At 41.5% G+C, this 26,816-nt stretch carries 17 protein-coding genes; 2 read left to right on the top strand and 15 right to left on the bottom strand.

Features of this window, described 5'->3' with window-relative positions; translation table 11 throughout:
* Positions 1-9: 9 nt before the first annotated feature.
* The 5 genes from NVS78_RS06640 to NVS78_RS06620 all read right to left on the bottom strand — a co-directional run bounded on the left by NVS78_RS06640 (position 10) and on the right by NVS78_RS06620 (position 8,576).
* Positions 10-1,677, bottom strand: coding sequence for a PKD-like family lipoprotein (locus NVS78_RS06640; RefSeq protein ID WP_286358491.1), 1,668 nt, complete (start codon positions 1,675-1,677; stop codon positions 10-12).
* A 20-nt stretch (positions 1,678-1,697) separates the two neighbouring features.
* On the bottom strand, positions 1,698-2,387 hold the full coding sequence (locus NVS78_RS06635) for a DUF4843 domain-containing protein (RefSeq protein ID WP_286358490.1): 690 nt from the start codon (positions 2,385-2,387) through the stop codon (positions 1,698-1,700).
* Positions 2,388-2,398: 11 nt separating this feature from the next.
* Positions 2,399-3,880 carry a RagB/SusD family nutrient uptake outer membrane protein gene (locus NVS78_RS06630; protein ID WP_286358489.1) on the bottom strand — a complete coding sequence of 494 codons (1,482 nt, stop codon included), beginning with the start codon at positions 3,878-3,880 and terminating at the stop codon, positions 2,399-2,401.
* A gap of 16 nt (positions 3,881-3,896) precedes the next feature.
* Positions 3,897-7,304, bottom strand: coding sequence for a SusC/RagA family TonB-linked outer membrane protein (locus NVS78_RS06625; RefSeq protein WP_434802132.1), 3,408 nt, complete (start codon positions 7,302-7,304; stop codon positions 3,897-3,899).
* A gap of 108 nt (positions 7,305-7,412) precedes the next feature.
* Positions 7,413-8,576 carry a FecR family protein gene (locus NVS78_RS06620; RefSeq protein ID WP_286358487.1) on the bottom strand — a complete coding sequence of 388 codons (1,164 nt, stop codon included), beginning with the start codon at positions 8,574-8,576 and terminating at the stop codon, positions 7,413-7,415.
* A gap of 307 nt (positions 8,577-8,883) precedes the next feature.
* Here NVS78_RS06620 and NVS78_RS06615 point away from each other — a divergent pair, with 307 nt between their 5' ends.
* A complete protein-coding gene (locus tag NVS78_RS06615; RefSeq protein ID WP_286358486.1) occupies positions 8,884-10,161 on the top strand; it encodes a KamA family radical SAM protein in 1,278 nt (425 codons plus the stop codon).
* Between the two features lie 36 nt (positions 10,162-10,197).
* Here the strand turns inward: NVS78_RS06615 and NVS78_RS06610 are convergent, their stop codons facing one another.
* The 8 genes from NVS78_RS06610 to NVS78_RS06575 form a co-directional block, all read right to left on the bottom strand.
* Positions 10,198-10,794, bottom strand: a complete 597-nt coding sequence (locus NVS78_RS06610; RefSeq protein WP_286358485.1) for an RNA polymerase sigma-70 factor — start codon at positions 10,792-10,794, stop codon at positions 10,198-10,200.
* Positions 10,795-11,003: 209 nt separating this feature from the next.
* Complete coding sequence (locus NVS78_RS06605; protein WP_286358484.1) at positions 11,004-11,606, bottom strand: nitroreductase family protein; 603 nt, start codon at positions 11,604-11,606, stop codon at positions 11,004-11,006.
* Positions 11,607-11,757: 151 nt separating this feature from the next.
* The gene (locus NVS78_RS06600; protein WP_286358483.1) at positions 11,758-13,404 is read right to left on the bottom strand and encodes a PKD-like family lipoprotein; all 1,647 of its coding nucleotides are present in this window, start codon (positions 13,402-13,404) and stop codon (positions 11,758-11,760) included.
* Positions 13,405-13,420: 16 nt separating this feature from the next.
* Positions 13,421-14,107, bottom strand: coding sequence for a hypothetical protein (locus NVS78_RS06595; RefSeq protein ID WP_286358482.1), 687 nt, complete (start codon positions 14,105-14,107; stop codon positions 13,421-13,423).
* An 11-nt stretch (positions 14,108-14,118) separates the two neighbouring features.
* Positions 14,119-15,597 carry a RagB/SusD family nutrient uptake outer membrane protein gene (locus NVS78_RS06590; protein WP_286358481.1) on the bottom strand — a complete coding sequence of 493 codons (1,479 nt, stop codon included), beginning with the start codon at positions 15,595-15,597 and terminating at the stop codon, positions 14,119-14,121.
* A 16-nt stretch (positions 15,598-15,613) separates the two neighbouring features.
* Positions 15,614-18,862, bottom strand: coding sequence for a SusC/RagA family TonB-linked outer membrane protein (locus NVS78_RS06585; protein ID WP_434802131.1), 3,249 nt, complete (start codon positions 18,860-18,862; stop codon positions 15,614-15,616).
* Positions 18,863-19,127: 265 nt separating this feature from the next.
* Positions 19,128-20,279, bottom strand: a complete 1,152-nt coding sequence (locus NVS78_RS06580) for a FecR family protein (protein ID WP_286358479.1) — start codon at positions 20,277-20,279, stop codon at positions 19,128-19,130.
* A gap of 117 nt (positions 20,280-20,396) precedes the next feature.
* Complete coding sequence (locus NVS78_RS06575; protein ID WP_286358478.1) at positions 20,397-20,960, bottom strand: RNA polymerase sigma-70 factor; 564 nt, start codon at positions 20,958-20,960, stop codon at positions 20,397-20,399.
* A gap of 306 nt (positions 20,961-21,266) precedes the next feature.
* Here NVS78_RS06575 and NVS78_RS06570 point away from each other — a divergent pair, with 306 nt between their 5' ends.
* Entirely contained in the window at positions 21,267-22,535 is a 1,269-nt protein-coding gene (locus tag NVS78_RS06570) for a sugar MFS transporter (protein ID WP_286358477.1), read from the top strand.
* A gap of 206 nt (positions 22,536-22,741) precedes the next feature.
* Here NVS78_RS06570 and NVS78_RS06565 read toward each other — a convergent pair whose 3' ends face one another.
* Both NVS78_RS06565 and NVS78_RS06560 read right to left on the bottom strand, forming a co-directional pair.
* A complete protein-coding gene (locus NVS78_RS06565; protein WP_286358476.1) occupies positions 22,742-25,039 on the bottom strand; it encodes a Gldg family protein in 2,298 nt (765 codons plus the stop codon).
* A gap of 18 nt (positions 25,040-25,057) precedes the next feature.
* On the bottom strand, positions 25,058-25,978 hold the full coding sequence (locus NVS78_RS06560) for an ABC transporter ATP-binding protein (RefSeq protein ID WP_286358475.1): 921 nt from the start codon (positions 25,976-25,978) through the stop codon (positions 25,058-25,060).
* Positions 25,979-26,816 lie beyond the last annotated feature (838 nt).

Here is a 26,816-nt window from a genome sequence, read left to right as displayed (position 1 = left end):
TTTATCGAATTATTTAATATTAGATCCAATATCCACAATTTTTCCGAAACCCTTGAATTCCAAACTATTTTCACCCCGCAAAACATCCCCGGAAGCATTCAACTTCATCTCAACCAAACCACCTTGATCGCCACCATAATCCAAGGCCGCACCCAAGAGATAGGGAAGCCCCTCCGCAATATAGGATAACCAATCTTCGTTCCATACATAATGGGCATAATAGTTCAAACGGAATTTCAATCGTTTAATTTTCACGGCAGGATCGGAATGTTCATAGATTACACTTGTTTCGGGAACGACTCTATTCAAATCCACCTTGTAAATCTTATTCTCGGCAGCCATAAAAAATAGTCGATCGTAAAGATACGAGGTAGTAAAACAAAGATCACGATAGTCCACTCCGGCAGGTAAAGGTACTTTAAATTTGCCGGAACACCAGGGTGTTTTTGGATCTCTTACGGCGTCAGCATTGATTTCGTAAACATGTAACATATGATCTGTCCGACTATACAAAATTGATACTATTTTCCCGTAAGCATCCGATCGTTGGGCTGTAATCCCCATATCCAGCATCACTTTATCGTCTCCGATATTATTGGGATCAAAAAGGTTGACACTCTCCTCTTTCTCGGGAATCAACTCCAATTTAAATGTATAACCGGAGACATAATAATTTGGAGATCCGGATAATCTAAGATACTGATCATAATCAGCCAACGAGGAAGACAAACCTCCGTCAAAACCCAAAAACCGATGATGTAATTCATCGTAAATAACAAAATACTCGTCAGAAGCACACGCTATTTTGGCTCGAAAATCCGTTTTATTCCCCTGAGTCAAAACCGTCGGATAATACACGGAATAACCATCGGCTGTAGCATGATAGAGTTCGCCCCGATCGATTATCATCTCACCTGCCGATTGAGTTTTAGAATAGATAAACTCGGGAGCAAAATCCGTATCCCCGGCCAACTTCTTACCGTACAACATATCTTCGAGCGTGTATTCAACTGCAAAAGTGGAAGAGTTCAGTACGACTGCATCCCGGTCTGTCATCAAAATAACGACAGGTTTGGCCGGACTATAATATCCGCCCCAAGCATCCCCGTATTTGATATTATTTATCAATGCTTTCGGTGTCCCTTGCAACGACAATTTTTTACCCATATCCGTTTCGTAAACATCGGGAATAACAACTGCATGCTCACCCATTCCATCCACAGCTCCCAAAACACTTTGCCCGTTTACCTCCTGCAACACAAACCAACATCTGTTATAGGGAGGAATCGGTGTCACATTCACCATCTTATACCAAACCGTACCATCGGAACTATTGTCGGTTAAGGTCAAACGTACAGTAAAAGCACTCACATCCTCCGGTTGTAACCAAATACGACACGCCTTTTCATCTCCGCATAGTTTCCAACCGCCTTGCGGCTCTTTTATCTCCCATTTAAAAGTCAGGTTTGTCTCATCATTCGCTTGTGTCTGAGTCAATTTAGGATCGAGTTCAAGCAAGACCGAATCATTTTTCAACAATCGGGTACCCACGGATGCGGGTAAATCGATTGCCACTTCATTGATATTATGATAATCATATGAACCCTTATCGTCATAACACCCCCATGCCAAGAGCAAAATTCCCAACAGGAATAATCCATTTTTCAATTTTTTCATAACCTACCTTTTTAATTTCATCACATTTGCAATTCAAAAACAATCTCGCTACCATCATCATCCAATATAGGTGGATTCGTTTTTCTATATTCGGCATAAGCCGCTCTCAATTTATCCCGTTCCAGAATAGTCATGGGAATATCTTTGTGTACCTTCTGAAAAATATCCATCATAAAAAAATATTTTCCATCCGAATAGCGTCCCCAAAAATACCATCCCCAATCATCGCTAGGCTTTATTTTATAGGAGACCTCTACTTTACACGAACGTTTATCCTCTCGCCCCGGTGCAAATTGATGGAAAGAATTGGTAAGATCAAAGACCAAATCTGCACGACAGGGCTCTTCTGTTGTCACATTCTTAGGACGTTCTACTCGTATCGTGACCCCTTGTATCGTGGTATCCAGAGCCGTATACGTATATTTATTTTCAGCAGCCACATTGGCCTTATCCGTGTAACTGTTATTTTCATCCGTTTTCAGACAAAAATCTTTGGGTTCTTTTACTTCCCCCTGTATTTCCACCTCTAACGTTAAATCAACCCACTCTCGTCCCCTCACATAATCCGTATCCCGAAAGGTATAAGCGATCTTAGTGGAATAAAAATTCACACTATTATCCCCATTATAAAGGGCAATTTCATTCTCGTTGCACCCCACATATAAACAGGCCATCAGCAAAATCAACAGTAAAAATCTATATCTTTTCATCGTATTTGCACTTATTTGTTATTACCAAAAATAATTTCGTTATCCGGTACAGTCCATTGGTATTTCCCTCGGACATCACTTATCGGACATCCGGCAAATGTTTTATAATCCCGGTGTTTATAAAAATAAAACAACTGACCTTCCGCATAAAAATCTTTTCGATACTCCTTCATGATTTCATTTATCCGAACGGTTTGAGTGGGATCGTACCCAGAACGAGTGTCCGGAAGATCATAACTATCATCCGGCAGGATCTCGTCCGTATAAGAGATACCTCGTTTCCAGCGTACATTATTCAGAGCTTCGGCACTTTTAGCTTTATCACTTTCGCATTCTGCTATGATATAGTACATTTCCGATAATCGAATCAAGGGAACGATATTTTTACCGGAATACTCATCCGCGTAACCGGACTGATTGTATTTACGACAGTATTTATACACCTTACCATTCATCATAACAGACTTAAACGCTTTACTCTGGGCTCTAAAATCGGTTGCTCCTCCAGCCAAGAAATCATACAGAGAATTAAAATTTTCCTCCAGAATAAAAGTATGATCCCATACAAATCCGGAAAGCTCGTTGTCACTAAAATAAGTATCTATCAACTTGTTAAGCTCGTACACGTTCAATCCGAAAATATGTTCTTCGTATAATACAAGCGTGGTATTAGAAGTACATAATTTAAAATGAGGAGCAGCAATGACCTCTTGGGCACATTGCACTGCTTTCTCCCGACTTGCCTCGTCTCCTCTATAGCAATATACTCTTGCCATTAGGGCTTTTACCGCATACACATTCATTCGCAATTGCCTCTGGTTTTCAAAAGCATTGTAATTCGAATTCAGAAGATCAGGATATCCGAAATTCCGGGGATCGTGTTGTTCCAGTAAGGTATACGCTTCCTCCAAATCAGCTAAAACAGAAGTAATCACTTGGTCTGCCGTTAAACGTGAAGTAGCTACATCGTCAAAAGTGTTCCGATAAGGAATTGTTTTTTCCGACGAATTGGCACTATAAACCGGCCCGAAGAGACGTAATAAATCAAAGTGTAAGAATGCTCGTAACCCCAGAGCCTCCCCTTTCATCATCTCGTAGTAATGTTTTGTTTTGACTACGGAACGATTTTTTTCCAAATATTTCAGGAAATTATTGATATTGGCAATAATATTATACATTTCCAAATAGATCCTATTCTTAAGATCCAGATAAAGTCCGTCATATTCGTACATTTGCGTTTTATCCAGACTTTTAAATCCCGGATAATTATCGTAATTACCGGAAAGTAATTCCAAGTACCCGTAAGTCAACTCTTTCGCGTACAAATTCTCAGATTCCATTTTCAAATAAAAACCAGTCAATACATCCTTAAATCCGGCTTCTGATTCGAACAACTTATCTCCCGGAATAGCCGTTTTCGGCTGCACATCCAACCAATCGGAACAAGATATTATCCCGAAAGCCACAAGGACAATTATGTATATTTTTTTCATATTCCTCAATTTTTAATTAAAATGCAATATTCAACGCAAACGAAAACTGACGGGCAAACGGATATTTCAATCCTCGTTCTTGCTTGATGGAGGAGAGATAAAACAAATCTTCCATGTTAAAAGTCAGGTTCACGGAACTCATCCCCCAACGCTCAATATATTTGGCATTGTTTTTATCCATTCGGTAACTGAAAGAAAGAGAAGTCATCTGAAGCGTATTCTCATCCATAACAAAACGAGAACTGGCCTTTGTCTGTGCACCTTTTTCATCCGACGAGATTTTTTTATACCTTACCCGATCCCCCCACTTCTGCCATCTTAAATCCAACACCCGTTTATCCGCATTAAACATTAAGTCCGCATTCTCCACCTTATCCACTAGAGTCTGATTATACATCTGTCCTCCGAATTTATAGGCAAAACTCATGTTTACTCCAAATCCTTTATACGTAAACGAAGAATTGATATTTCCCTGCCACTTCGGCTCCGTATTTCCAAAGGCTAACAAATCCACGGGGTCCCATATTCCGGTTGTATTCCCGTTTCGTCTAAAGAAGATTTCCTCTCCCGTGGCCGGATCGATCCCCAAAGATTTTACTACCCAAATCCGATTTATAGACTCTCCTTCTTCATAATGAGGAAGTGGAGAAGCATCCAACTTATCGGCATTTACCGAATTGACGTTTCGCAAAGCCTCCGAAATCTTTTTCAACTTATCTTTGTTGTGCGAACCATTGAGAGAAATAATCCAGTAAGCAGCTTTTTCCACATCCCGGTAAGGAATAAAAGAGATATTCAATTCCACTCCCTTGTTTTCTATCGATCCCATATTTTCAGGATAAGAAGCAAATCCGAGTGAAGGAGCAATAGTTATATCCGTTAACGAATTCTTGGTCAACTTACGGAAATACTCCACCCGGGCAGTAATTCGTCCATCAAGCAATCCTAATTCCAAAGCTACATTCCAAGTATCTGTCTGTTGCCATTTCAATCTTTCGTTCGGCATGGCAACCAACTCGGCCCCTGTTCCGTCGGAGGCCAAATAAGGTTTCAGTAACCCTCCATAAGTATACAATTCTCTTGATTGATAAGGTGCAAATCCCTGTGTTCCCGTAACCCCGTACGATCCTCTCAATACAAAATCGGAAATAAAACGGAAACCGGACATAAAATGTTCCTTCTTGACATCCCAACGCATTCCTGCCGACCAAAATGGTGCAAATCGATTATCCTTACCGAATTGAGAAGAACCGTCGGCCCGAATATTAAAATCAACGGAGTATCTATAATCGTAAGAATATCCTAAAGTCGCAACCCAACCGATCAGACGAGAGGTATTCTCCATTCCGGTCATCTTCTCGTTATACTTTTTACCGAATAAAATATCATCCATATTATCATTCGGGAATCCGGTCACATAAGCGCCATAATTACTACTTCGAGTCTCTTGTACGGACATACGAACATTTCCGGTAAGGTAATGGACCATGCCCAACAATTTATTATAACTTCCGGTGATATCCAAAGCGTAGCTGAAATCCTCCCGTTGCGTACGACGAAAGTCCCCCCTCTGTTCGGGATCCGCCACCCCAATAAATGCCGTGTGTTGTGCCGGTCGGAAAACATCCGTTTTTCCATTATTCTTGGACAAAGAAAAACTCCCTTCCAAACGAACACTCTCCAGAGGATTGTACTCTATTTTAAACAAATTGCGCACGCCGAAGCTTGTCGTTCTGTTTTTCGTACGAAAAGTGGTATTATACATGGGATTGGCATAATCCAGTATTGCCGTCGTACCCCGAACCAATCCGTCGAAACGATCCAATCGCTTTAATATCTCCCCATTCTCTCCGTAAGGACGTAAATAAGGATTCAATTTAGCGTACTCGCTGAAATCTCCCCAAGGAGATTCATCCCCGAGCGAATTATTGACGGTAATACTATTTTTCAATACTATTTTTTGAAAACGATACTGTAAATCCAAGGTTCCAGTCATCGTGTTTCGCTTGGATCCTTTCATCACACCGGGCGTATAATTTACCCCCACGTACAACTTATACCGTAAAGTCCTGTCTCCTCCTTCCAGAGTTAAGGAGTGTCTATGCTGAATAGCCGTTCTCAAGGGTTTATCCAACCAATACGTATTCACTCCTCGTTTGACCTCTCTCATCTTTTCCTGATACAGAACCAATGCAAAATTATCGGTACTTCCGTTATCTTTATAAAATCCGGCCAGACGTTCGGCTTCTAACTTTTCAGCGGCATTCATCAAATGATAATCAGATAAATCCGGTGTTTCTATTCGAACATTTCCACCATACGTGACCCAAAGACGACCTTCCTTCGGGATTTTGGTTTCAATCACGATTACACCGTTAGCGGCTTTCGACCCGTAAATAGCCGTTGCTGCCGCATCTTTCAACAACGTGATAGACTCCACCCGGTCCGGATCCAAATCCACCATCGTCTGTAAATCGATTTCGAAACCGTCCATAATCAATAAGGGTTGATTGGGATAAGTGGCGTATTCTCCCTGCAAAGTGACCATATTGGCGGAAGCCCCGGCGTTACCGCCCGGCAAAGTAGCTTGTCCCCGCATCCGCAAATCGGGCAAACGATTCGGATTGGATCCGTTTTCGATATCTTCCATGATCCGAAAACTCGGATCTATTGCCGCTAAGGCTTTCGCTATATTGGTCGTACTGATCTTTTTCAACTCCTCACCTTTCACGGTAACAGCTGATCCGGTAAATCCCTCCTTACGACGATTAAACATACCGGTCACGACCACTTCCGATAAGTTCTCCCGGTTCTCCTTCATCTTAACTACCCACTCTCCCGTTTTAGGTATGTCTTCAAAAGGAATGACCCGCATCTCCATCCCTACAAAAGAAAACACAAGTTCCGCCCGGGTCGTATCCGGAATCAACAGGGAAAAAAAACCGCTCGAATCGGTTGCCTGCCCCAAATGAGTCCCTTTTATAACGACCGTTACTCCCGGTAAAGACAAACCTTTTTGATCCGCCACCCTTCCTTTTACTACTTTTGATTTAATACTCTTTTTTTCTTGTTTCTGCAATTTAGGAGAGATAATCACGATCTTATCTTCAATCTTATACCACAACTCGGTTCCTTTCAAACAATCGGCCAACACCTCTTCCACTTTCCGATCTTTAGAAACCACGTCTACCTTTCCCACCCTCTCTATTTCATTGTTGCTATACACGAACTCGTATCCCGTTTGACGAGTAATCTCTTTAAATACGGCCTTCAATGTCGTATTCTTCATCTCCATACTTAAACGTACTTGTGCTGCAGCTCTCTCGGCAACTGAGATAAATCCCAAAACCAAAAGGTAAAGAAAGACTCGCTTGTACCATACTTTTTTTTTGTATGACACGCTTATACTTAATCGTGTCAACATCTCGATTTTTTTCATAAATTTGTAACGTTTTATAGTTAACAATAGTCATGTTATCACATGACTGTTATCAATTAACAGGAAAGTGTTTGCCCACTTTCCTGTTTTGTTTCACTCTTTTCGAACAATCAAAGTTCTTCCGTTCCACTCAAAACGTAGTCGAGCGGTTAATTCCAATATCTCTAAAACCCTATCGATACTCTCGTGTTTCGACAGATTACCCGTAAATCGGATCTCTTGTAAGGAAGCATCCTCAATAGATATTCGAATATCATACCAACGTTCCAATTTTTTCAATACCGACGGTAAAAATTCGTTTTCAAAAACGAAACGTCGCTCTACCCATGCTATACAAGAACGTACGTCTACCTGCTCCACCCTCAATTTTTCATCCCAGCAGGTCGCCCGATCGCCCGGTCGTAATTCCACTTCCTCATCCCCCGCATTAATCCGTACCTTTCCCTCTACAAGCGTCGTTTGTTGTAACTCATCCGGATAAGCTTTCAAATTAAAAACAGTCCCTAAAACCAGTACTTTCAACCGATTCGTTTGCACGATAAAAGGTTTTAGACTGTCTTTTCGAACTTCAAAAAAAGCTTCACCCTCTAACTCGACCAAACGTTGGTCTCCCGTAAAACGATCCGGATAGCGGATTTTCGAATCTGCATTCAAAATCACTTTTGTTCCGTCTGCCATACACAACATGTACTCTCCGCCACGGGGAACTTTCAGTGTATGCCATTTCGCCTCTTCGGTTACGAGAGTGTCGATGTAGAGCAGCCTTTTTCCGTCATTGACAAAACTCTCCCCTTTCAACTCCTTACATACAGAATCATATTCTGCCGTAAGAGGTACCACCTCTCCGTTCTCCAATACCAATACGGCTTTTGAAGATCCCGGAAGAACAGAAAGAGGTAGCCCAGCGTTTTCGATCACGGGATTCCCCCTTTCCTGCAAATAAAAAACGATGCCACCCACACACATCAAAACAATAATCATAGCAACATATCTCCAAAAACGAAACTTCGGCCTCCGGCAAGAGAAACCGATTCGTCTCTCCACTTTCTCCCAATCTTCTTTCGAATCATAACGTCGAAACTCCCTCATCTCCTTTTGTACATACATCACGTCCGTCAATCGATCGAATAATAATCGATTCTCCTCACTCTCTCGGAGCCATTTCGTCAACTCTTCCGCCTGATTCGCTCTCAACTCTCCTTTCAAATAAGTCAATATCAAATCAACAATCTTATTTCGTTTAGAATTCAAAACCATATTTCATCCGTTTTCATTCTAAAACAGGTAAAAAAGAAAAAGGAGGACAAAAACAGTGGTCTATTTTATGCAAAACGAATCCGATAAAAAGAGAAACAAACGAATCAGTGATTCAAAACACTATGAATTAACAAATTACATCCCAACAATATTAACCATATTTTTAAATTTTCCAGGAAAATACAGGAAACCGCAAGCTATAAAATAAAACCAATACCGCAAATAATTAAATATTAACACATTATATTCTATGTTAATGGAAAAAAATCATATATTTGTAGATAATGTACTAAAACCAATAAAAATAATGGAATATAATTCTTTTACTCTCCATAATTACAAAGCGATTCCTCAACTCTCAAAATTGACGCCGGCACAAATAGAAGCCATTGAAGTCGTCGGGCGAGTGTTGCCATTTAAGACCAATAATTACGTCATCGATGAACTGATCAACTGGGACAATATTCCTGACGATCCCCTATTTACCCTTACTTTTCCCCGTAGTGAGATGCTACCCGCCACCGCTTACAATAAGGTCAAATTTTTATTGGAAAACAAGGCCGATAAAGAGATATTAAAAAGAGAGATCGAAAAAATCCGTATAAAATTAAATCCGAATCCGGCCGGACAAGAGTACAATATCCCCATGCTGGGAGAGGTAAAACTCAAAGGAGTGCAGCATAAATACCGAGAAACCGTCCTGTTTTTCCCGGCACAGGGACAAACCTGCCACGCCTATTGCACCTTCTGTTTCCGCTGGCCGCAATTCTCGGGAATGAGTTCTTTAAAATTTCACATGAAAGAGGCTGATCTGCTTTATCAATACTTGGACAGTCACAAAAAGGTCAGCGATATACTGTTTACCGGAGGCGATCCCATGACGATGTCAGCCTCTATATTAACATCCTATATTCTTCCCCTGTTATCCGAACGATTCTCCCATATCCGTACCATTCGTATCGGTACAAAGTCCTTAGCTTATTGGCCGTATCGTTACCTGTCTGACAAGGATGCTCCCGAACTGTTAGCGTTATTCCGGCAAGTGGTCGCCTCGGGACGCAATTTAGCCATCCAGGCCCACTTCAACCATCCGGCAGAACTATCTACCTCCGCGGTAAAAGAGGCTGTACAACGGATACGCAATACCGGGGCGCAGATAAGGACGCAATCTCCCCTACTTAAACATATAAACGATAAACCCGAAACTTGGAGTGAAATGTGGAGAAAACAAGTAGATATGAATATGATCCCCTATTATATGTTTGTAGCCCGGGATACCGGATCAAAAACATTTTTCGAACTTCCGTTGGAACGCTGTTGGCGTATATTCCGCGACGCCTACAGTCACGTTAGCGGTGTGTGCCGTACGGTGCGAGGACCAAGCATGAGTACGGAACCGGGAAAAATCCAAATAGTGGGCATGAGCGAAGTGAAAGGAGAAAAAATATTCGTGTTACGCTTTCTACAAGGAAAAAAATCCAGGTGGGTGGATGTTCCTTTTTTCGCCCGATATGATCCCTATGCCACCTGGTTCGATCAACTTCATCCGGCATTCGGCGAAGAGAAGTTCTTTTTTGAAAAATAATTCCTTTCAAACAAAAAAGAACGGCACATGGTAAAATCAAAAAAACAAAAAGGCAAGAACAGGATACAAATGCTTTAAACGTTCTCGTAAAAATTTTTTGGCTCGTCGACGTTGTGTCTTAACGGTTGTTTCGGCTACATGCAACCGCTTGCAAATCGTCTTTATATCCAAAAATTCGATATAACTCATTTTGAAGATCCGCTTACATTCGGCAGGCAGTTCTTCTATTATAACAAATATCTCTTTAAAAACATCCGTTTCTACCTGCATACAAAAGATTTTTTCCTCCTCATACGCGGGTTCTCCTAACTTCCGATTAGCTTTTTCCTGATTATTTCGTTTTTCTAAATAATTTAAAGCTCTGTTTTGTACACAATTATATAAAAATGATTTTAACGCTATCAGATTGCTAAATTTATTACTCGACTCCCACAAACTGATAAATACGTCCTGCACGATATCTTTTGCCACTTCCTGATCATGCACAAATTTATTGGCAAAATAACAAAGCGAAGCGTAATATTCATGAAACACGTTCTCGAATACCTTCGGACATTCGACATCCAATATTTCAGGATCCGTGTATTCATCTGTATAACGCATGTTATTCGACATTCGCATCAATTTATGCATCCAAAAATACATGTTTTTATATGATATACAATAAAATTTGGAATAATAAATATTTTCCACAGCTTCGGGGGAAATCGATATCCACGAATAGACATATGGCAATCATACTCCAATCGTAGCATTCATTTAATATCAATAAAATATAGGTTATTAAACGGATCTATCGAGAATATAATAAAATTCGAGAGGGAAATTCCCTCTCGAACAAATTATTTAAAAACCCTCACGCGTTCCTCTATCGGATTAAACTCTTTTGGGCCAGGTTCCTGAAGAGGTACGCCAAACGGCATTTGTGCCACTAATTCCCAATTTTCAGGAAGCCTCCACTTCGCCACGACTGCTTTATCTACCAGTGGATTATAATGCTGGAGGGAAGCTCCGAAACCGGCATCTTCCAACATCGCCCATACAGCTAACTGATGCATAGCCGAAGTATGCTGGGACCAAATCGGAAACTTTTCATGATACAAGGGGAAGGCTTTCTGCAACCCTTCCACTATCGACAGATCCTCAAAAAACAACACCGTACCGTATCCCGCCTCAAAAGAATTATTCACCTTATTCTCCGTTGCCTTAAACGCTTCGGTAGAGACAATCTTGCGTAGAGTATCCTTCACGATCTCCCAAAACTTCCGATGTTGTTCTCCTAACAAAAGAACTAACCGGGTTGATTGCGAGTTAAAAGCCGAAGGAATATGTTTCACGGCCAGCTTTACGATATTTTCAATCTCTTCATCCGGAATTAACGATTTATTACCGATAGCGTAATAGCTTCTTCTAAGCTTTAACGCCTCTTTCAAACTTCTTTCCATAATCTCTAAATTTCATTTTTTACAATATACGAAATTTTTCTAAAAAAGATTACTTAATTTTACCACAAATTCAGAGAGACGCCAGCACGGGACGTCTCTCCGATTGATAAATACTTGTCTCCCGGGAATAATCCCGGATATCTATTGCGAATTATTTAAACGTATAGCAGAAATCCACAATTTTTCCAAAGCCTCTATATTCGAACGTACTATTTATATTCCGGTCTACGTCTCCTGCGGTATTCAGTTGCATCTCCATTATACCTCCCTGATTAGCTCCATATTCCAACGCCACCCCCAACATCCGAGCATAAGGAATTATATTACCACTCTCCTCCCAAAAATTAGCGTAATATTTAAATTTCAAACCGGTGATTTTTACATTCGTATTTTCATGCTCGTATATCATAGAAACTTTAGGTGTATTACGATTTAAATCCACCTTATAAATTTTGTTTCCGGAAGACATAAAAAAAATACGGTCAAAACCTTGAGAAGTAACAAAACATAAATCTTCTCCTTTTGCTCCCTCCGGAAACGGAATCACGAATTTTCCTGAACAACGGGCATTCTCTTTATCTCCCGACATCCAGCCGTCAACAGAAAATTCGAACACATGCACTTCCCGCTCAACTTCACGATAGGCAAAAGCCAACATCTTTATTCCATCAGACATTTCGCTCATACTTACCATCGTTAAAGCCGGATTCACCCGGTTCGGGTCAAACACATTTTTCGTATGTTCATTTTCTTCGTTCTCGCCGATAAGTTCTAATGCAACTGGGGTATCAACAAATGCCATCCCTGCCTTTCTAATATAGCTGTTCAAATACATCTCCTGAACATAATCGTACCCTCCCACAAATGTCAAAAAACGATGATTCTCTTCATCATAAACAATGTATCGATCACTCATATTTCCTACGGTACGAACAATATAAGAACCATCTGCTTGCACCGAGTTATATATGGAATAACCATCCATATTGGCGTAATACATCTTTTCATCATTAATCAACACCTCTCCTCCCTTGTCACCGCCTATCGAACTTAAATAACGGGGAGAAAAAGTAATTCCATCCTGCATTAACATCTGTTTTAAAGACCAAAGCGTTTCGAAAGTAGAGGCTTCCAGTACATTCATATCCTGATCCGTCAAAACCATAATCGCCCGTTGAATAGGATTCGCATCCGGCATAAATATACTCAGATAACTCCCAAATTCGATATTTCCGGTTAAACAACGCGGATTTCCTGGCAAGTCCCATTCTTTTCCGAACTCTTCTTTATAAACATTGCGAATAATTATAGAAGAGTTTCCTTCTCCGTCAACCGCACCCAACACGGCACTACCATTTTCCTCCTGTAACACGAACCAAGTTTTACTGTATGGTTGGATAACTTTCAGAACCATTTCCTTATACCAAATCGTTCCTTCCGAATTATCCTTGATGGTCAGCCGAAGACGGATATCTTTGGTATCCATCGGTTTTATATATATCCGGCAGGTCTTCTCTTCTCCACAGACTTTCCAATTTTCTTCAGACTCTCTTTCCAATTTTCTTTGCCAAAGGAAACTCAAATTGGACTCGCTTTCCATTCGTGTCTGTTTTAATTCCGGAGTTATTTCAACCAACACCGAATCGATTTTTGGTAAACGTACCCCTTGTGTTACGGGAAGGGTAACAGCGACCTCATTTATATCATGATAACCGTATGACCCTCTATCGTCATAACAAGCAGACAACAGCAAAAGGACAAATATCCATAAAATCGTATTTTTTACTATCTTTTCCATAATACCTTCTTTTTAATTAATCCGGGAATGCTATTTCCAAACCTTTATCATCGAGAATCGGACCATGAATCCGTTTATGTTCCTCGTAAGCTTGCTTTAATTCTGCTAATCTTCCGGCCTCCATATCTTTATAAACCGTTTTAAAATAATCCATCATAAAAAAATATTTACCGGAACTGTAATCTCCCCACCTTCTGGCATTCCACATCGCATCCGTCGGTCTTATATCGTATGACACTTCTATACGGCAAGAATCTATGTCCACTCGTCCGGGAGCAAACCGATGGGCCGGATCGCTCTGATCGAATTTCAAGATAGCCCCCTCCGGCTCGTTTGCCGGAGTAGGTTTTTCCGGACGTTTTACCTTAAAAAAGATCCACTGTCTATTCGTATCAAGAGCCGTATAAGTATATTTGGGAGACAACACGACCTCCGCACGAGTCCCGTAAGCTCTCCCCGCCTCCGTTTTCACCACAAAATCCAACGGAGATTGTAATAAATATCCCTGCAATCCCACTTCTATCTTCAACTCTTTGTACTCATGTCCTTTCACATAATCCGTATCCTGAAAAGTATAAGATTGTCTACTCCACAAAAAATTAATTCGAGGAGACTCGTTATAAAGAGCTATTTCATTTTGTTCACATCCGATATAGCTTAACACTATCACCGGAAACAACAATAAAAACTTATATTTTTTCATCACTCGTCGTTTTAATTATTATTACCAAAAATAATTTCGTTATCCGGCAAGGGCCACCGGTATTTATCTCTCACGTCTTTCAAAGGAGCTCCTTCATAAGTCTGGTAATTATGCAGTTTATAAAAATAAAACAACTTTCCTTCGGCATAAAACTCTTTCCTGTACTCTTTCATCAACTCGTTTACCCGATAGGTCTGTGTATCGTCGTATCCCGGACGGGTATCCAACCGATCGTAATGTGCACCTGCAATAATCTCGTCATCATAAGAAATCCCCCGAGCCCATCTCACCGTATTCAATGCTTCCGCGCTGGTTGGCGCATCCGCGCATTCTGCCACGATATAATACATTTCAGGTAAACGAATCAAAGCCAGCATATCCTTTCCGTTATAATCGGACAGGCCGTCCTGTTCGTATTTCCGACAATATTTATATCCTCTGCCCTCTGCTTTATCCTTAAAAGACTTGAGTTGAGAACGCCAATCCGAATTTCCGCCTTCCCCCCATTCGTATATCTTTTCAAATCTGCTTTTTAAAATACTGAAATGTTGTCCGGCTGAAGTATTATCAACTACGGTATTGAAATGTTTAGTAATAACCTTATCAAATTCATACACATTCAAACCGAAAATTTGTTCACCATATAAAAAAGATTGGGCATTTCTCAATAATTCAAAATCAGGAGCATTAATCACCTTATTCGCATATTCAACCGCTTTTGCCTTGCTTGCCTCATCGCCTTTATAACAATAAACCCTGGCTAACACAGCTTGCACCGCATAAACGTTCATACGTGTCTGCCTTTGATCTAAAAATATGTCATAATCGGGTAGATCTTCTCTCTCCCATTTTTTCCAGAAGAAACGGGTATCATGTTTCTCCAGTAAAGAATCCGCCGTTTGCAAATCTTTTAACAACAACTCGACAACTTGATCGGCTGCCAATACGGGAGTAGCTTGCCGATCAAAAGAGGTCCGATAGGGAATCGCTTTCGCCGTGGGATTTTCTTTGTACACAGGCCCGAATAACCGTAACAGGTCAAAATGTAAGAATGCCCGCAATCCCAAAGCTTCTGCCTTCATAATCTCGTAATAGTGCTCGGTTTTAATCACGGAACGGTTCTTTTCCAAATAAACTAAAAAATTATTGATATTGACAATGATATTGTACATTTTCAAATAGATACCGTCCTTTTTGGATAAAAAAAGATGGTCGTATTCGTATATCCTCGGTTTCCAAGATAAGCCACTATATTCAGGATAACCATCATAATTACAGGCCAAAGCTTCCAAATAACCATAACTCAACTCTTTGCCATACAAACCGATATCTCCCATTTTTATATAGAATCCGGTCAATGCATCTTTAAAACCCGACTCCGTTTCAAATAACTTATCGGCAGGAATAGCCGTCTTCGGTTGCACATCCAGCCAATCGGAACAAGAAGAGATACTCCACGCGATCAGTATTATGATAACTATATTTTTCATATGCTTAAATTTTTAATTAAAACGACACATTTAACGAAAAGGAGAATTGGCGGGCAAAAGGATAGCTCAATCCCCTCTCCTGTTTTACCGTAGAGAGGTAAAATAAATCCTCCATATTAAAGGTTACCCCCACGGAACTCAATCCCCAACGATCAATATACTTCGCGTTCGTTTTATCCATACGGTAATTCAGGGAAAGCGATCCCATCCGGAAAGTATTCTCATCCATAATAAAACGTGAACTTGCTTTGGTCGCCGCCCCATTTACTCCTTTGGAAAGTCCTTTGTAACGGGCAGCCAGACCGACCTCATCCCATCTTAAATTCAAAACCCGTTTATCGGCATTATACATCAAGTCGGCGTTTTCAACTTTATCCACCAACGTCTGATTATATATTTGACCTCCGAATTTATAACGAAAACTCACGTTGACCCCGAATCCCTTATAGGTAAAAGAGGTGTTTATATTTCCCTGCCATTTGGGTTCCGTATTTCCACAAGGAACCAAATCCACGGCTTCCCATTCACCGGTCATCTCCCCGTTTCGCTTCATAAAGATTTCGTCTCCGGTTGCGGGATCTATTCCCAAAGACCTCACCACCCAAATCCGGTTGATCGATTCTCCCTCTTCGTAATGCGGAAGCGGTTTGTAACCGTTCTTCTTTGCCGTCCCGATATCACTCATCTGATCGGAATTTACCCGGTTCATATTCCTCATGGCCTCGGATATTTTCTTCAATTTATCCGCGTTATGGGAACCGTTCAACGAAATGATCCAATAAGCCGATTTAGCCGGATTCTGGTAAGGAATGAAAGAGATATTCAATTCGACTCCCTTATTTTCCAAGGTCCCCATATTTTCCGGATAAGAAGCAAAACCGAGCGAAGGAGCAAGCGTAATCTGGGTCAAAGAGTTTTTGGTTAATTTCTGAAAATATTCGGCACGAGCCGTAATCCGTCCTTTTAAAACTCCCAGCTCCAATGCTAAATTCCAGGTATCCGTTTGTTGCCACTTCAACTTTTCGTTCGGCATGGCTACCAACTCAACCCCCGTTCCGTCGGAAGATACGTAAGGCTTTAACAATTCCCCATACGAATAGAGCTCCCGAGATTGATAAGGTGCGAATCCTTGTGTTCCGGTCACCCCGTAAGATCCCCGCAAAACAAAATCGGAAATAAAACCGATCCAGGACATAAACTGCTCCTTTTTCACATCCCACCGCAAACCGGCCGACCAAAAAGGAGCAAACCGATTATCCTTACCGAACTGGGAAGAGCCGTCCAGCCGAATATTGAAATCAACGGAATACTTGTAGTTATATGAATAACCGAAACTCCCGATCCAACCGATCAAACGACTTGTATTCTCCGTTCCTGTCATCTTTTCGTTATATTTCTTACCGAAAAGGATATCGTCCATATTCTCGTTCGGGAAACCGGTAACGTAAGCCCCGTAACTCTCGTTACGACTTTCCTGAACAGACATTCTGGTATTTGCCGTCACGTAATGTACCTGTCCGAAAAGTTTATTGTAACTGGCCGTCAAATCCAATGAATAGGAGAGATTTTCTCTCTGCGTACGACGGAAATCCCCTTTTTTAGTCGGATCTTTCTCTTTATCGAAAGCCGTATGCTGTGCCGGCCGGAACACGTCGGTTTTCCCATTGTTTTTGGAAAGAGAAAAGGCTCCCGTCAAGCGGACATCATCCGTCGGGTTATATTCCACGCTGAATTGCTCTCTCACCCCGAAATTAGTCGTCCGGTTTTTCGTATGAAGCGTGGCATCATACATCGGATTCGCGTAACTCGTATTTTCATAACCGCGAAATTGGTTATCAAAGGAGTCCAAACGCTTTAATATTTCACCACCAGGACCGTACGGACGTAAATAAGGATTCAGTTTCGTGTATTCGCTAAAATCACCCCAAGGCGATTCATCCCCGAGCGAATTATCAACGGTAACGCTATTCTTTAACAGCACCTTTTTAAAACGATATTGCAAATCTAAAGATCCGGTCATGGTATTGCGTTTGGAATCTTTCATCACCCCCGGTGTAAAATTGGCACCGAAATAGAGTTTATAACGTAAAGCCCTATCCCCTCCCTCCAACGTCAGCGCATGGCGATGCTGAACGGCCGTTCTCAAAGGCTTATCCAACCAATAGGTATTCACACCCCGTCTAACCTCTCTCAACTTCGCCTGATAACGTTCCAACTCCTCTAACGAAAGTGTGTTATCGTACACCCCCGCTTTTAACTCCACGGCTAATTTTTCAGCCGCATTCATCAAATTATAATCGGAAAGATCGGGAGTCTCGATACGCACATTACCACCGTAAGTCACCCACAAACGTCCCTCTTTCGGAGTTTTGGACTCGATCACGATCACCCCGTTGGCTGCACGCGACCCGTAAATCGCCGTTGCAGCCGCATCCTTCAAAAGGGTAATCGACTCTACCCGGTCCGGATCCATATCCACCATGGTCTGCAAACCGATTTCAAAACCATCCAAAATCAATAGGGGCTTGTTCGGATAGGTATCGTATTCTCCTTGTAAAGTCACCATATCAGCCGAGGTGCCGGCATTGCTTCCGCCGGGTAATGTGGCCTGTCCCCGCATACGCAAATCCGGCAATCGATTCGGATTGGAACCGTTCTCTATATCATCCATGATCCGAAAGCTGGGATCTATGGCCGATAAGGCCTTGGCTATATTGGTCGTGCTGAATTTTTTTATGTCTTCCCCTCTGACCGTTACGGCCGATCCGGTAAATCCCTCTTTTCTACGATTAAACATACCTGTCACGACCACTTCACCCAACTCCTCCTTATCTTCTTCCATCATCACGTATAACAGTTTTACCTCTTTTTCCGTGCCTCTCACCACAATTGCTTTTCTCTTCATGCCCACGAAAGAAAATTCCAATACGACACTATCCGTTTTAGGAACTTCGATGGAAAAAAATCCATTCTTATCCGTAGCCGTTCCGATAGTCGTACCCCGTAACAATACCGTAACTCCCGGAATGGAAAGACTATCCCGATCTACCACCTTTCCTTTGATCCTCAACGCCTCTTTTACCTGCCGGGCCAATTGATCCGTTTTGTTCACAATAACAATCACCTCATCCTGAATATAATACCCTAAAGAAGTTCCTTCCAGGCACTTGTCCATGATCAATTTTACATTATCGGAAGTAATATCCAGGGAAATCCTTCCAACCTTGTTTACCACACGTTCATTAAAAACGAAAGTGTATCCCATTTTCTGTTTTATCTCTTTGAACACCTCTTTCAAATTCGCATGTTCAACCTTAATGGTTGTTTTTTGCGCCAAAATAGATCCGGAAACAGACAGAAAAGTTGCCAACAAAAATACCGTTGTTAACTTCATAACCAACAAAAATTTCTTTCGGGTCTGTCGGTACAGCCCCTTTTGTCCACTTTTTTTCATAAATTTGTAACATTAAAGTTTCACAATGTGCCCTTGGGCACTTCCACGAGGGATGCTGGTAACATCCCTCGTCTTTTTATCTCACAAATACAGCATGTCCATCAATCGTTATTTTCACAGAACCGGTACGTTCAATCAAATCCGAAACATCTTTAAAATCATCATGTCGACGAAGTTCCACGGAGAAACGTTCATTTTTTACTTGCTGATTCTCAAAAAATACCTGCACATCATACCACCGGCTCAATTCGTACATAATATCTTCCAAACGTTCGTTATCGAACAGAAAATAACCTTTCCGCCAAGCAATACAAGACTCGACATTCACCTCTTTCACCTGAATTATTTCACTATCAACCGGGCTTACCGCTTGCTGACCAGGCTTTAAAACCACCTGTTTCTCTCCTTTCCCGATTACGATCCTTCCTTTTACTAAAGTCGTCGCCAACGGTAATCCTTCATAGGCTCTCATGTTAAACTCCGTTCCCAATACTTCAACCGTGTACCCATTCTCTATTTTCACCCTAAAAGGTCGGCTCTTATCGGGCGTCACCTCAAAATAAAGCTCACCTTTAGCATATACTTCCCGGCAATCATCCGTAAAAATCTCCGGAAACCGCAAATAAGATTCCGCATTCATCCAAACGATCGTTCCATCTGGTAAAGCCAATTTAAATTCCCCGGCTCTCGGGGTAGTCATGACATGATACCTGTTTCGGGAACCCGATATAGAATCGGGCAAATAGGCAACTCCTCCGTTACTATTTTTTAAAACTCCACCGTTAGCTAAAACAAGCGTACCTATCGAATCTTTCCCCAAATAGACAACCTGTCCGTCGGCTGATTCCAAACGGGCACAAACCATACCCGGAACAATCTCTTTTTCCACCTCAGCGGAAGGCAAAGGCTGAGGATTCTCGCGCATATACAGCCAGGCAACAACAAAGAACGGTATAATAAAAGAAGCAGCAACAATCCATCTTTTCCGAATCCCCTTTCGACCAACTCCCACCCTCTCCTCCAACTGCTTCCAACTCTTTTCCTTATCATACCGATCAAAACGAAACGATTTTTTTAACATACGTTCTTTATCACAAATCCGGTCGAACAATTCCCGATTACCCGGCTTTACCAGCCATTGGTCCAACTCTCCTCGTCCCTTGTCATCCAGAGTTCCTTTCAAAAAACAATAGATCAAATTCGATATTTCAACACTCTCATGGTCCATTTTATATCAATTTCCCTTAAAACGAACCTATCTCGAAACAGGGTGACACTCTACCCCTTTTTTTATAGAAAAAATGCTAAAATAAAACCGATCCTCAGAGAAAATCAAAGAATATACTCAAAGGGGAGAATAAAGTAATAAAAACATAAGCCATTGAACACCGGACAGACGCTCCCGCAACGTCCGATACGCACGTAGTTTTAACGTCTTAACGGTATTCGGCGATATTTGCAGCTTTTCAGCAATCTCAGGATTCGAACATCCCTCCATCGTCATCAGTACGACACGACGAGACTGCTCCGACAATCCTTTTATCGCTTCATAGATCAAAGCATGTACTTCCTCCTCCAGCTTAAATTTTTCCTCATCGCTCTCCGAAAAAAAAGTAGTTAAGTCAGAGGCATGCCGTAATTGCATCTGTTTATGTCGCAAATAATCGAGACATGCATTTTTTACACTCGCGTACAGATAATTCCTTAAGCTTGCCAATAAAATAAAATCCGATTTTTTCTCCCATACCTTTACAAAAGCATCTTGCACGAAATCCTCCGTAACTTCATCATTTTCTATATAACGAGAAGCAAAAGAACACAAAGGGAAATAATATCGATTAAATATCTCCCTAAATACTAAATGATTACCTCCATGAAGCTGTCTTATAAGTACCTCATCTGTTAACACTTGTACTTTTTTTACATTACACACTTTCGCAAAGGTGACTTTGGATTTTCAAAAATAAAAAAATATATATAGAAACAAAAGATTATATATTATAAAACAACCTATGCTCTAAAATAATAAATCCATTATTCCAAATCATATGTATAAGTCCTACCCGGCAAATAATAATTTCCTCCTATCTTATTCCATTATTTACTTAATTTTTCAGTTTGGTTTTTATTTCTTAATTTTAGTCCTTACTTTTGAAATCGTTCGATGCACGCGTGTGGTATGATAAAAGTTACATTCCAAATACATTAAAACAAAATGAAACCAAACAAAAATGCTTACGGAACGGGGATTTTTATTATCGGTATCCTCTTTTTCATTTTCGGATTCGTTACCTGGCTAAACGCAACCCTGATTCCTTATTTAAATATAGCTTGTGAATTAACGGAAGAGTGGCAAGGTTATCTTGTAACTTTCGCTTTCTATATTGCCTACTTCGTCATGGCATTACCTTCCTCCTGGGTTTTAAAGAAGACCGGATACAAGAACGGTATGATGTTAGGGCTTCTTATTATGGCTTTCGGAGCTTTAGCCTTTATTCCCGCCGCTTTAACCCGAACCTACGGGTTATTCCTCTTAGGATTATTTATCATGGGAACCGGCTTATCCATACTTCAAACAGCTTCTAATCCTTATGTCATAGAATTGGGTCCGCCGGAAAGTGCCGCGCAAAGAGTCAGTATCATGGGGATCTGCAATAAAGTAGCGGGAGCCATCAGTCCATTGATTTTAGGTTCCATCATGTTAAAAAATATCGATCAGCTGGAAGATAACCTGCAACACATGACAGTCGTCGAACGAGTTGCTGCCTTAGATATTTTAGCCTCTAAGGCGATCATTCCATACATTATTATCATGATCTCTTTTGTTATCTTAGGGTTATTTGTCAAATTTTCCCCCCTTCCTTATATCGACGACCCCGAAGGCGATTGCGATTCTCTGTCACCGGAAGACAAATGTACGATTTTTTCATTTCCTCATCTATGGGTCGGCGTATTAGCCCTCTTCCTGTATGTAGGGGTAGAGGTAATTGCAGTGGATTCCATCATTCGTTACGGGACGGCTCAAGGCATGTCCATGGATGTTGCCCGGGTATTTCCGACCTATTCCATGTTGGCCATGATTGTAGGTTATATTATCGGCATCATCTGTATTCCTAAATACATCAGTCAAGAAAAAGCCCTCTCCTATTGCGCTGTATTAGGACTAATTTTAGGTTGCGGGGTTATTTTCTTGCCTCTGGAGATTTCAATCTGGTGTCTCTCTTTATTAAGCCTGGCAAATTCCCTCATGTGGCCGGCCATTTTCCCGTTAGCCATATACGGGTTAGGACGACACACCAAAACAGGATCGGCCTTACTGATTATGGCCATCGCGGGAGGAGCTCTACTTCCCATGCTTTATGGCTCTTTAACAAGCATTTGGGGCTATCAACAAGCTTACTGGCTCGTCATTCCCTGCTACGCGGTAATTCTCTATTTTGCTCTTATAGGATACAGAATAGGACGGGTTACAACTATGCAGTGAAGTGATTCTGTAATTAAATGATTACGTGATCAAAATTAAAAAGACAGACGATCGTAGCAGGTTGAAAATCCAAGAATTCAACGTTCGATTTACAATTTAAAATCTACATTTTAAAATCAAATCACCTTTTCAACCATAAAAAACCGGAGTTTCAACCTTGTAAATCGATGAAACTCCGGTAATCTTTAAAATTTATATTCTATCTATTATCTGCCTCTTCTTCTAATCCATATGAATATAGCTATGAAAAGTAAAATAGCAGGCAATACTCCCATAAATCCAATCTTCGTAATATACATTCCGGTTTCACCTACATAAACCTTGTCATCAGTCAAGCGGGGACGACGAACATCAATAGGCACTTCTTCATCGGATAACCAGAAGAAAGCTCCTTGTATGATCGAATAGTTGGATGCAGGAATATCCTTCCGGCTCCGGCTGAATTCACCGTTACTTACACAGTCAGCGTCTCCGAAGATCATGATCTTTTGCTCTTTCTCTCCCACTTTCCGCGACAATGCCAATCCGGTCACGAATGTTTTCTGGATCTCTCCGGTAGAAGGATTGAAACGGGCCGTGTCATCCACGAAGTTTGTCGTCTGCAACTCGTTCCAACAATTGATGGTGTCGCTCACGAACAACGGCGTTACATCGAAACCTTTATCTGTCGTGTAATCCAATCCGGTAGCACTCGGCATCGTAATCACCAATTCTCTACGTCTCATAGCGTTATAGATATAAGAGAAATCGGCTGCCTCTTTTGTCGGGCGGGCTACGATCAGATCTGCTTGGAAATTCTCCGTCGGACGAACAAGAACACCCGGCATAAACTGAACACCAAACTGTTCGATCACCGGATTCATAATTTCCTGACGTTTCGGTTCTCCCACGATAAACAAGTTTCCGCCTCGGGCAATATAATTATCCAAATTCGCTTGTTCTTCAGCCGTCAACGGTTGACGCATCTCGGCAATCACAAGAATATTCACATCCTCCGGAATCGTTTTGTCCAACGTTACATTTTCAAAATCGAATCCCTGGTTAATCAATGAATAGCGGAAAGGCTTATCCTGCGTAAAACTACTGTAATCCCGGTCTCCCTGACGTTCCGTATTACGCTCTCCATGTCCGGTTAAGAATCCAACTTTCGGTAATTTCATTACTAAACGTTTGAAAGCAGCAGAGATCTCCGTCTCTCCCGGGAAAACCATCATGTCATCGAACACCCGCAAAAAGGTCTTTTGACCGTTCTCCCTCTCCAACAAACGAACGAAACGATTCATTTCCGGCTTCAGGTCGATCTGTTCGCGAATCTGTTCCGGTTTCAATATTTTATTCGAATCCAATTTGATGATTTCGATCGTCTTTTTTACCATTTCCTCGAAGGTCATATCGGGATATCTCTTTTCGAGACTCTTCATATCCTTTATCGAATCATAGTAATAAACATATTTCATCGTGATATCCGGTTTGAAACGAACATATTGTTTAAAACGTTCCAAATCCCAATTCCGACTGGAAGGAGAACCATACCAATAAAAACGATCCATAATATTCACGTAGGTCGTAATCGTCAATTTACCGTCCATGCGGGCAACGATATCCTGGCTATTTTGCGTCAACGTATTATGTTTCGTACGCGTCGCATCGTAAAACGACATTAAAGACGGACGGGAAGAGAGGTAACCGATAAACAGGGCAACACACCATACACCCACGTATTTTCCCCAGTTTACCATCCAAGAACTCTTCTGTCTGCGAGCTTGTAAACGAATCACAGCCATAGACAGGAACAAAAGGATTACGATCAAAAAGTAAATGACATCTTCCGAGCAGATCAAACCGTCAACAAATTCTCCGGCTCTACCGTCTATGGCCAACCAGAAGGTCAAATCCCGGACAAAATCGATCTCCTGCCACAGTCCTTTCACGTAAGATAAGGCCGCAAGAACCGCTAAAGTTCCTACAGCGGCAACGATCTGGTAAGAGGTCAGGCTCGACATGAACAAACCGATCGCCGCGTAAGCGCAGATCAGCAAGTATAATCCCAATAACCCGGAAAGGATATACGGAATATCGATATTTTTGGCGGCACAAATTGCATATATAGCATAGATCATTAAAACTCCGATCAAAACGAGAGCGTACACCATCATCGAGGCGTACTTCCCCAGAATGATCTGCCAGTTCGTCACCGGAGAGGAGTACAGTAATTTAATTGAACCGCTACCGAACTCCCGGCTCATCAAGCTCATCGTCAACAACGGGATGTAAAGGTAAAGATAAGATTGAACGGTTACAAACAAACCTCTCCAACCGTCAAAAAGACCTCCGGTAACATTGTAGTTTCCGTAGCCTAAAGAATTGGAACGTACCATCCCTCCCATTAAATCGGAGAAGGCCATGCTGCATTGAAAGGTAAAGATGATCAGGATCAACCACGCGATCGGGGAATAGAACAGAGTTTGTAACTCCGTCTTCGCTATCTTGAATATTGTCTTCATTGTAAACGTGTTTTAAAATTATTTCTTTGATAATTCGGCAAAAACGGCATCCAAGGAACTCTTTTCCTGGTAAACCTCCGTCAATCTCCATCCCCGGGAGACACTCGTCTCCACCAGTCGCTCCGTAACCTCCTGGAAATCCGTGTATTGAAGGCGATACTTCATCCCGCCCAGCTCTTCCACCCCGCTCACGCCAGGGATTGAACGCAACTCGTCAACAGAAGGGGCGGCAACCAGCGTCACCACCAGCGTGTTAGGGATGATGTAATTATCGAACTCGTCTACCGTACCGGAGAAAACAAGGTTACCCTGCTCGATCATACGGATGTAGTCGCAAGTCGCCTGAACTTCTGACAAGATATGCGTCGACAAGACTACCGTGCGATCCTCCGCGATCTCCTTGATCAGGTGACGGATCTCCACGATCTGGTTAGGGTCCAGACCGTTCGTCGGCTCGTCCAAAACCACGAACTCCGGGTTGTGGATGATGGCCTGCGCTATACCCACGCGTTGTTGATAACCCCCGGAGAGGTTACGGATCAAACGCTTGTTGAAATGACTGATACCGCACTTGCCCATAACTTCCTTCACGGCCGTCGATATCTCGCTGTCCGGGACGTGACGCAAGCCGGCGCAATACTCCAGGTACTCCGTCACCGTCAAATCCGGGTGCAAGGGCGGCGTCTGGGGCAAAAAGCCGATATGGCGTTTCGCCTCTACAGGGTTCTCACGGATACTCACGCCCTTGATATAAACGTTTCCTTCCGTGGGACGCAAGACACCGCACATGATGTTCATCGTGGTCGACTTACCCGCTCCATTGGAACCCAACAGACCATAAATACCGTTCTTGGTGATCTCGAAATTGATATCCCGCACAGCCCACTGGATCGTGTAACGATGGGATAAATTTTCTACTTTTACAATTGATTCTTCCATACAATAGATTTACTTATAATTGTGATTAAAATGCATCCGTTTCATCATAATAACTTATCGAAAGTATATTTTCCCTGTATCTGTTTTGCTCAAAATAACTTCTATAATAGGTAAACCTATTTTTTTCAGAAACTTGTACAAAGAGATACGACAGGATACCCCTGCTATTTTCTTTACATAAGTTTAATAAACAATTTTAGATTCCCACTGATTTTGTTACTCTCTTTTTGCCTTACAAACACTCTTTGCATACAAAAACCAGCTTTCGGTAGCTGCAGAAGAAAAAACTTGTTTACAATTCTCATGATTATTGTTTTTACACAAATACTACATCCGGCTAACAAAAATAAATAAATAATTTTTTATTTTAATACACTCGATAGTGAAAAATATAAAAAAAATTTTACATATACATCTCCAATATTTTATCACCGGACCAGTAAAATAGAGTACAAAAACCTATTTATCCGTTTCCATATCATGCTCAATCCTTATTGAATCGATGATTCGACCCTAAAAACAAGAGGGATCGTTCGTCTCCAAACGACCCCTCTTTAGATCAACATTACAAGTCAATACGGCTAATTACACACTACAAAATTTCCCCTCGGTTTATTTAAAAATTCTAACCATATTGTCCAAAAATCATCGCCGTCTCCCGCCGGATAAGCCTGCAGAGAAACGAGCGATGAGTAAAAATCACCACGCAATTACTATCGCCCTCTTCTCCGTATCCATATAAATATGGCTATGAAAATTAAAATAGCAGACAGTACTCCCATGAACATGATCTTCGTGATGTACATGCCGGTCTCGCTCGGGTAAACTTTATTGTCCG

This window comes from Gabonibacter chumensis, assembly GCF_024741215.1.
Classification (GTDB): Bacteria; Bacteroidota; Bacteroidia; order Bacteroidales; family Marinifilaceae; genus Gabonibacter; species Gabonibacter massiliensis.
Note: the sequence above shows the minus strand (reverse complement) of the source record. Positions and strands in the feature narration are given on the sequence as shown.

What these genes read in the sequence shown, in the direction of transcription:
- NVS78_RS06640 (WP_286358491.1), bottom strand. Translation starts at nt 1,677, where the DNA reads ATGAAAAAATTGAAAAATGGATTATTCCTGTTGGGAATTTTGCTCTTG.
- NVS78_RS06635 (WP_286358490.1), bottom strand. Translation starts at nt 2,387, where the DNA reads ATGAAAAGATATAGATTTTTACTGTTGATTTTGCTGATGGCCTGTTTA.
- NVS78_RS06630 (WP_286358489.1), bottom strand. Translation starts at nt 3,880, where the DNA reads ATGAAAAAAATATACATAATTGTCCTTGTGGCTTTCGGGATAATATCT.
- NVS78_RS06625 (WP_434802132.1), bottom strand. Translation starts at nt 7,304, where the DNA reads ATGTTGACACGATTAAGTATAAGCGTGTCATACAAAAAAAAAGTATGG.
- NVS78_RS06620 (WP_286358487.1), bottom strand. Translation starts at nt 8,576, where the DNA reads ATGGTTTTGAATTCTAAACGAAATAAGATTGTTGATTTGATATTGACT.
- NVS78_RS06615 (WP_286358486.1), top strand. Translation starts at nt 8,884, where the DNA reads ATGGAATATAATTCTTTTACTCTCCATAATTACAAAGCGATTCCTCAA.
- NVS78_RS06610 (WP_286358485.1), bottom strand. Translation starts at nt 10,794, where the DNA reads ATGCATAAATTGATGCGAATGTCGAATAACATGCGTTATACAGATGAA.
- NVS78_RS06605 (WP_286358484.1), bottom strand. Translation starts at nt 11,606, where the DNA reads ATGGAAAGAAGTTTGAAAGAGGCGTTAAAGCTTAGAAGAAGCTATTAC.
- NVS78_RS06600 (WP_286358483.1), bottom strand. Translation starts at nt 13,404, where the DNA reads ATGGAAAAGATAGTAAAAAATACGATTTTATGGATATTTGTCCTTTTG.
- NVS78_RS06595 (WP_286358482.1), bottom strand. Translation starts at nt 14,107, where the DNA reads ATGAAAAAATATAAGTTTTTATTGTTGTTTCCGGTGATAGTGTTAAGC.
- NVS78_RS06590 (WP_286358481.1), bottom strand. Translation starts at nt 15,597, where the DNA reads ATGAAAAATATAGTTATCATAATACTGATCGCGTGGAGTATCTCTTCT.
- NVS78_RS06585 (WP_434802131.1), bottom strand. Translation starts at nt 18,862, where the DNA reads ATGGGATACACTTTCGTTTTTAATGAACGTGTGGTAAACAAGGTTGGA.
- NVS78_RS06580 (WP_286358479.1), bottom strand. Translation starts at nt 20,279, where the DNA reads ATGGACCATGAGAGTGTTGAAATATCGAATTTGATCTATTGTTTTTTG.
- NVS78_RS06570 (WP_286358477.1), top strand. Translation starts at nt 21,267, where the DNA reads ATGAAACCAAACAAAAATGCTTACGGAACGGGGATTTTTATTATCGGT.
- NVS78_RS06565 (WP_286358476.1), bottom strand. Translation starts at nt 25,039, where the DNA reads ATGAAGACAATATTCAAGATAGCGAAGACGGAGTTACAAACTCTGTTC.
- NVS78_RS06560 (WP_286358475.1), bottom strand. Translation starts at nt 25,978, where the DNA reads ATGGAAGAATCAATTGTAAAAGTAGAAAATTTATCCCATCGTTACACG.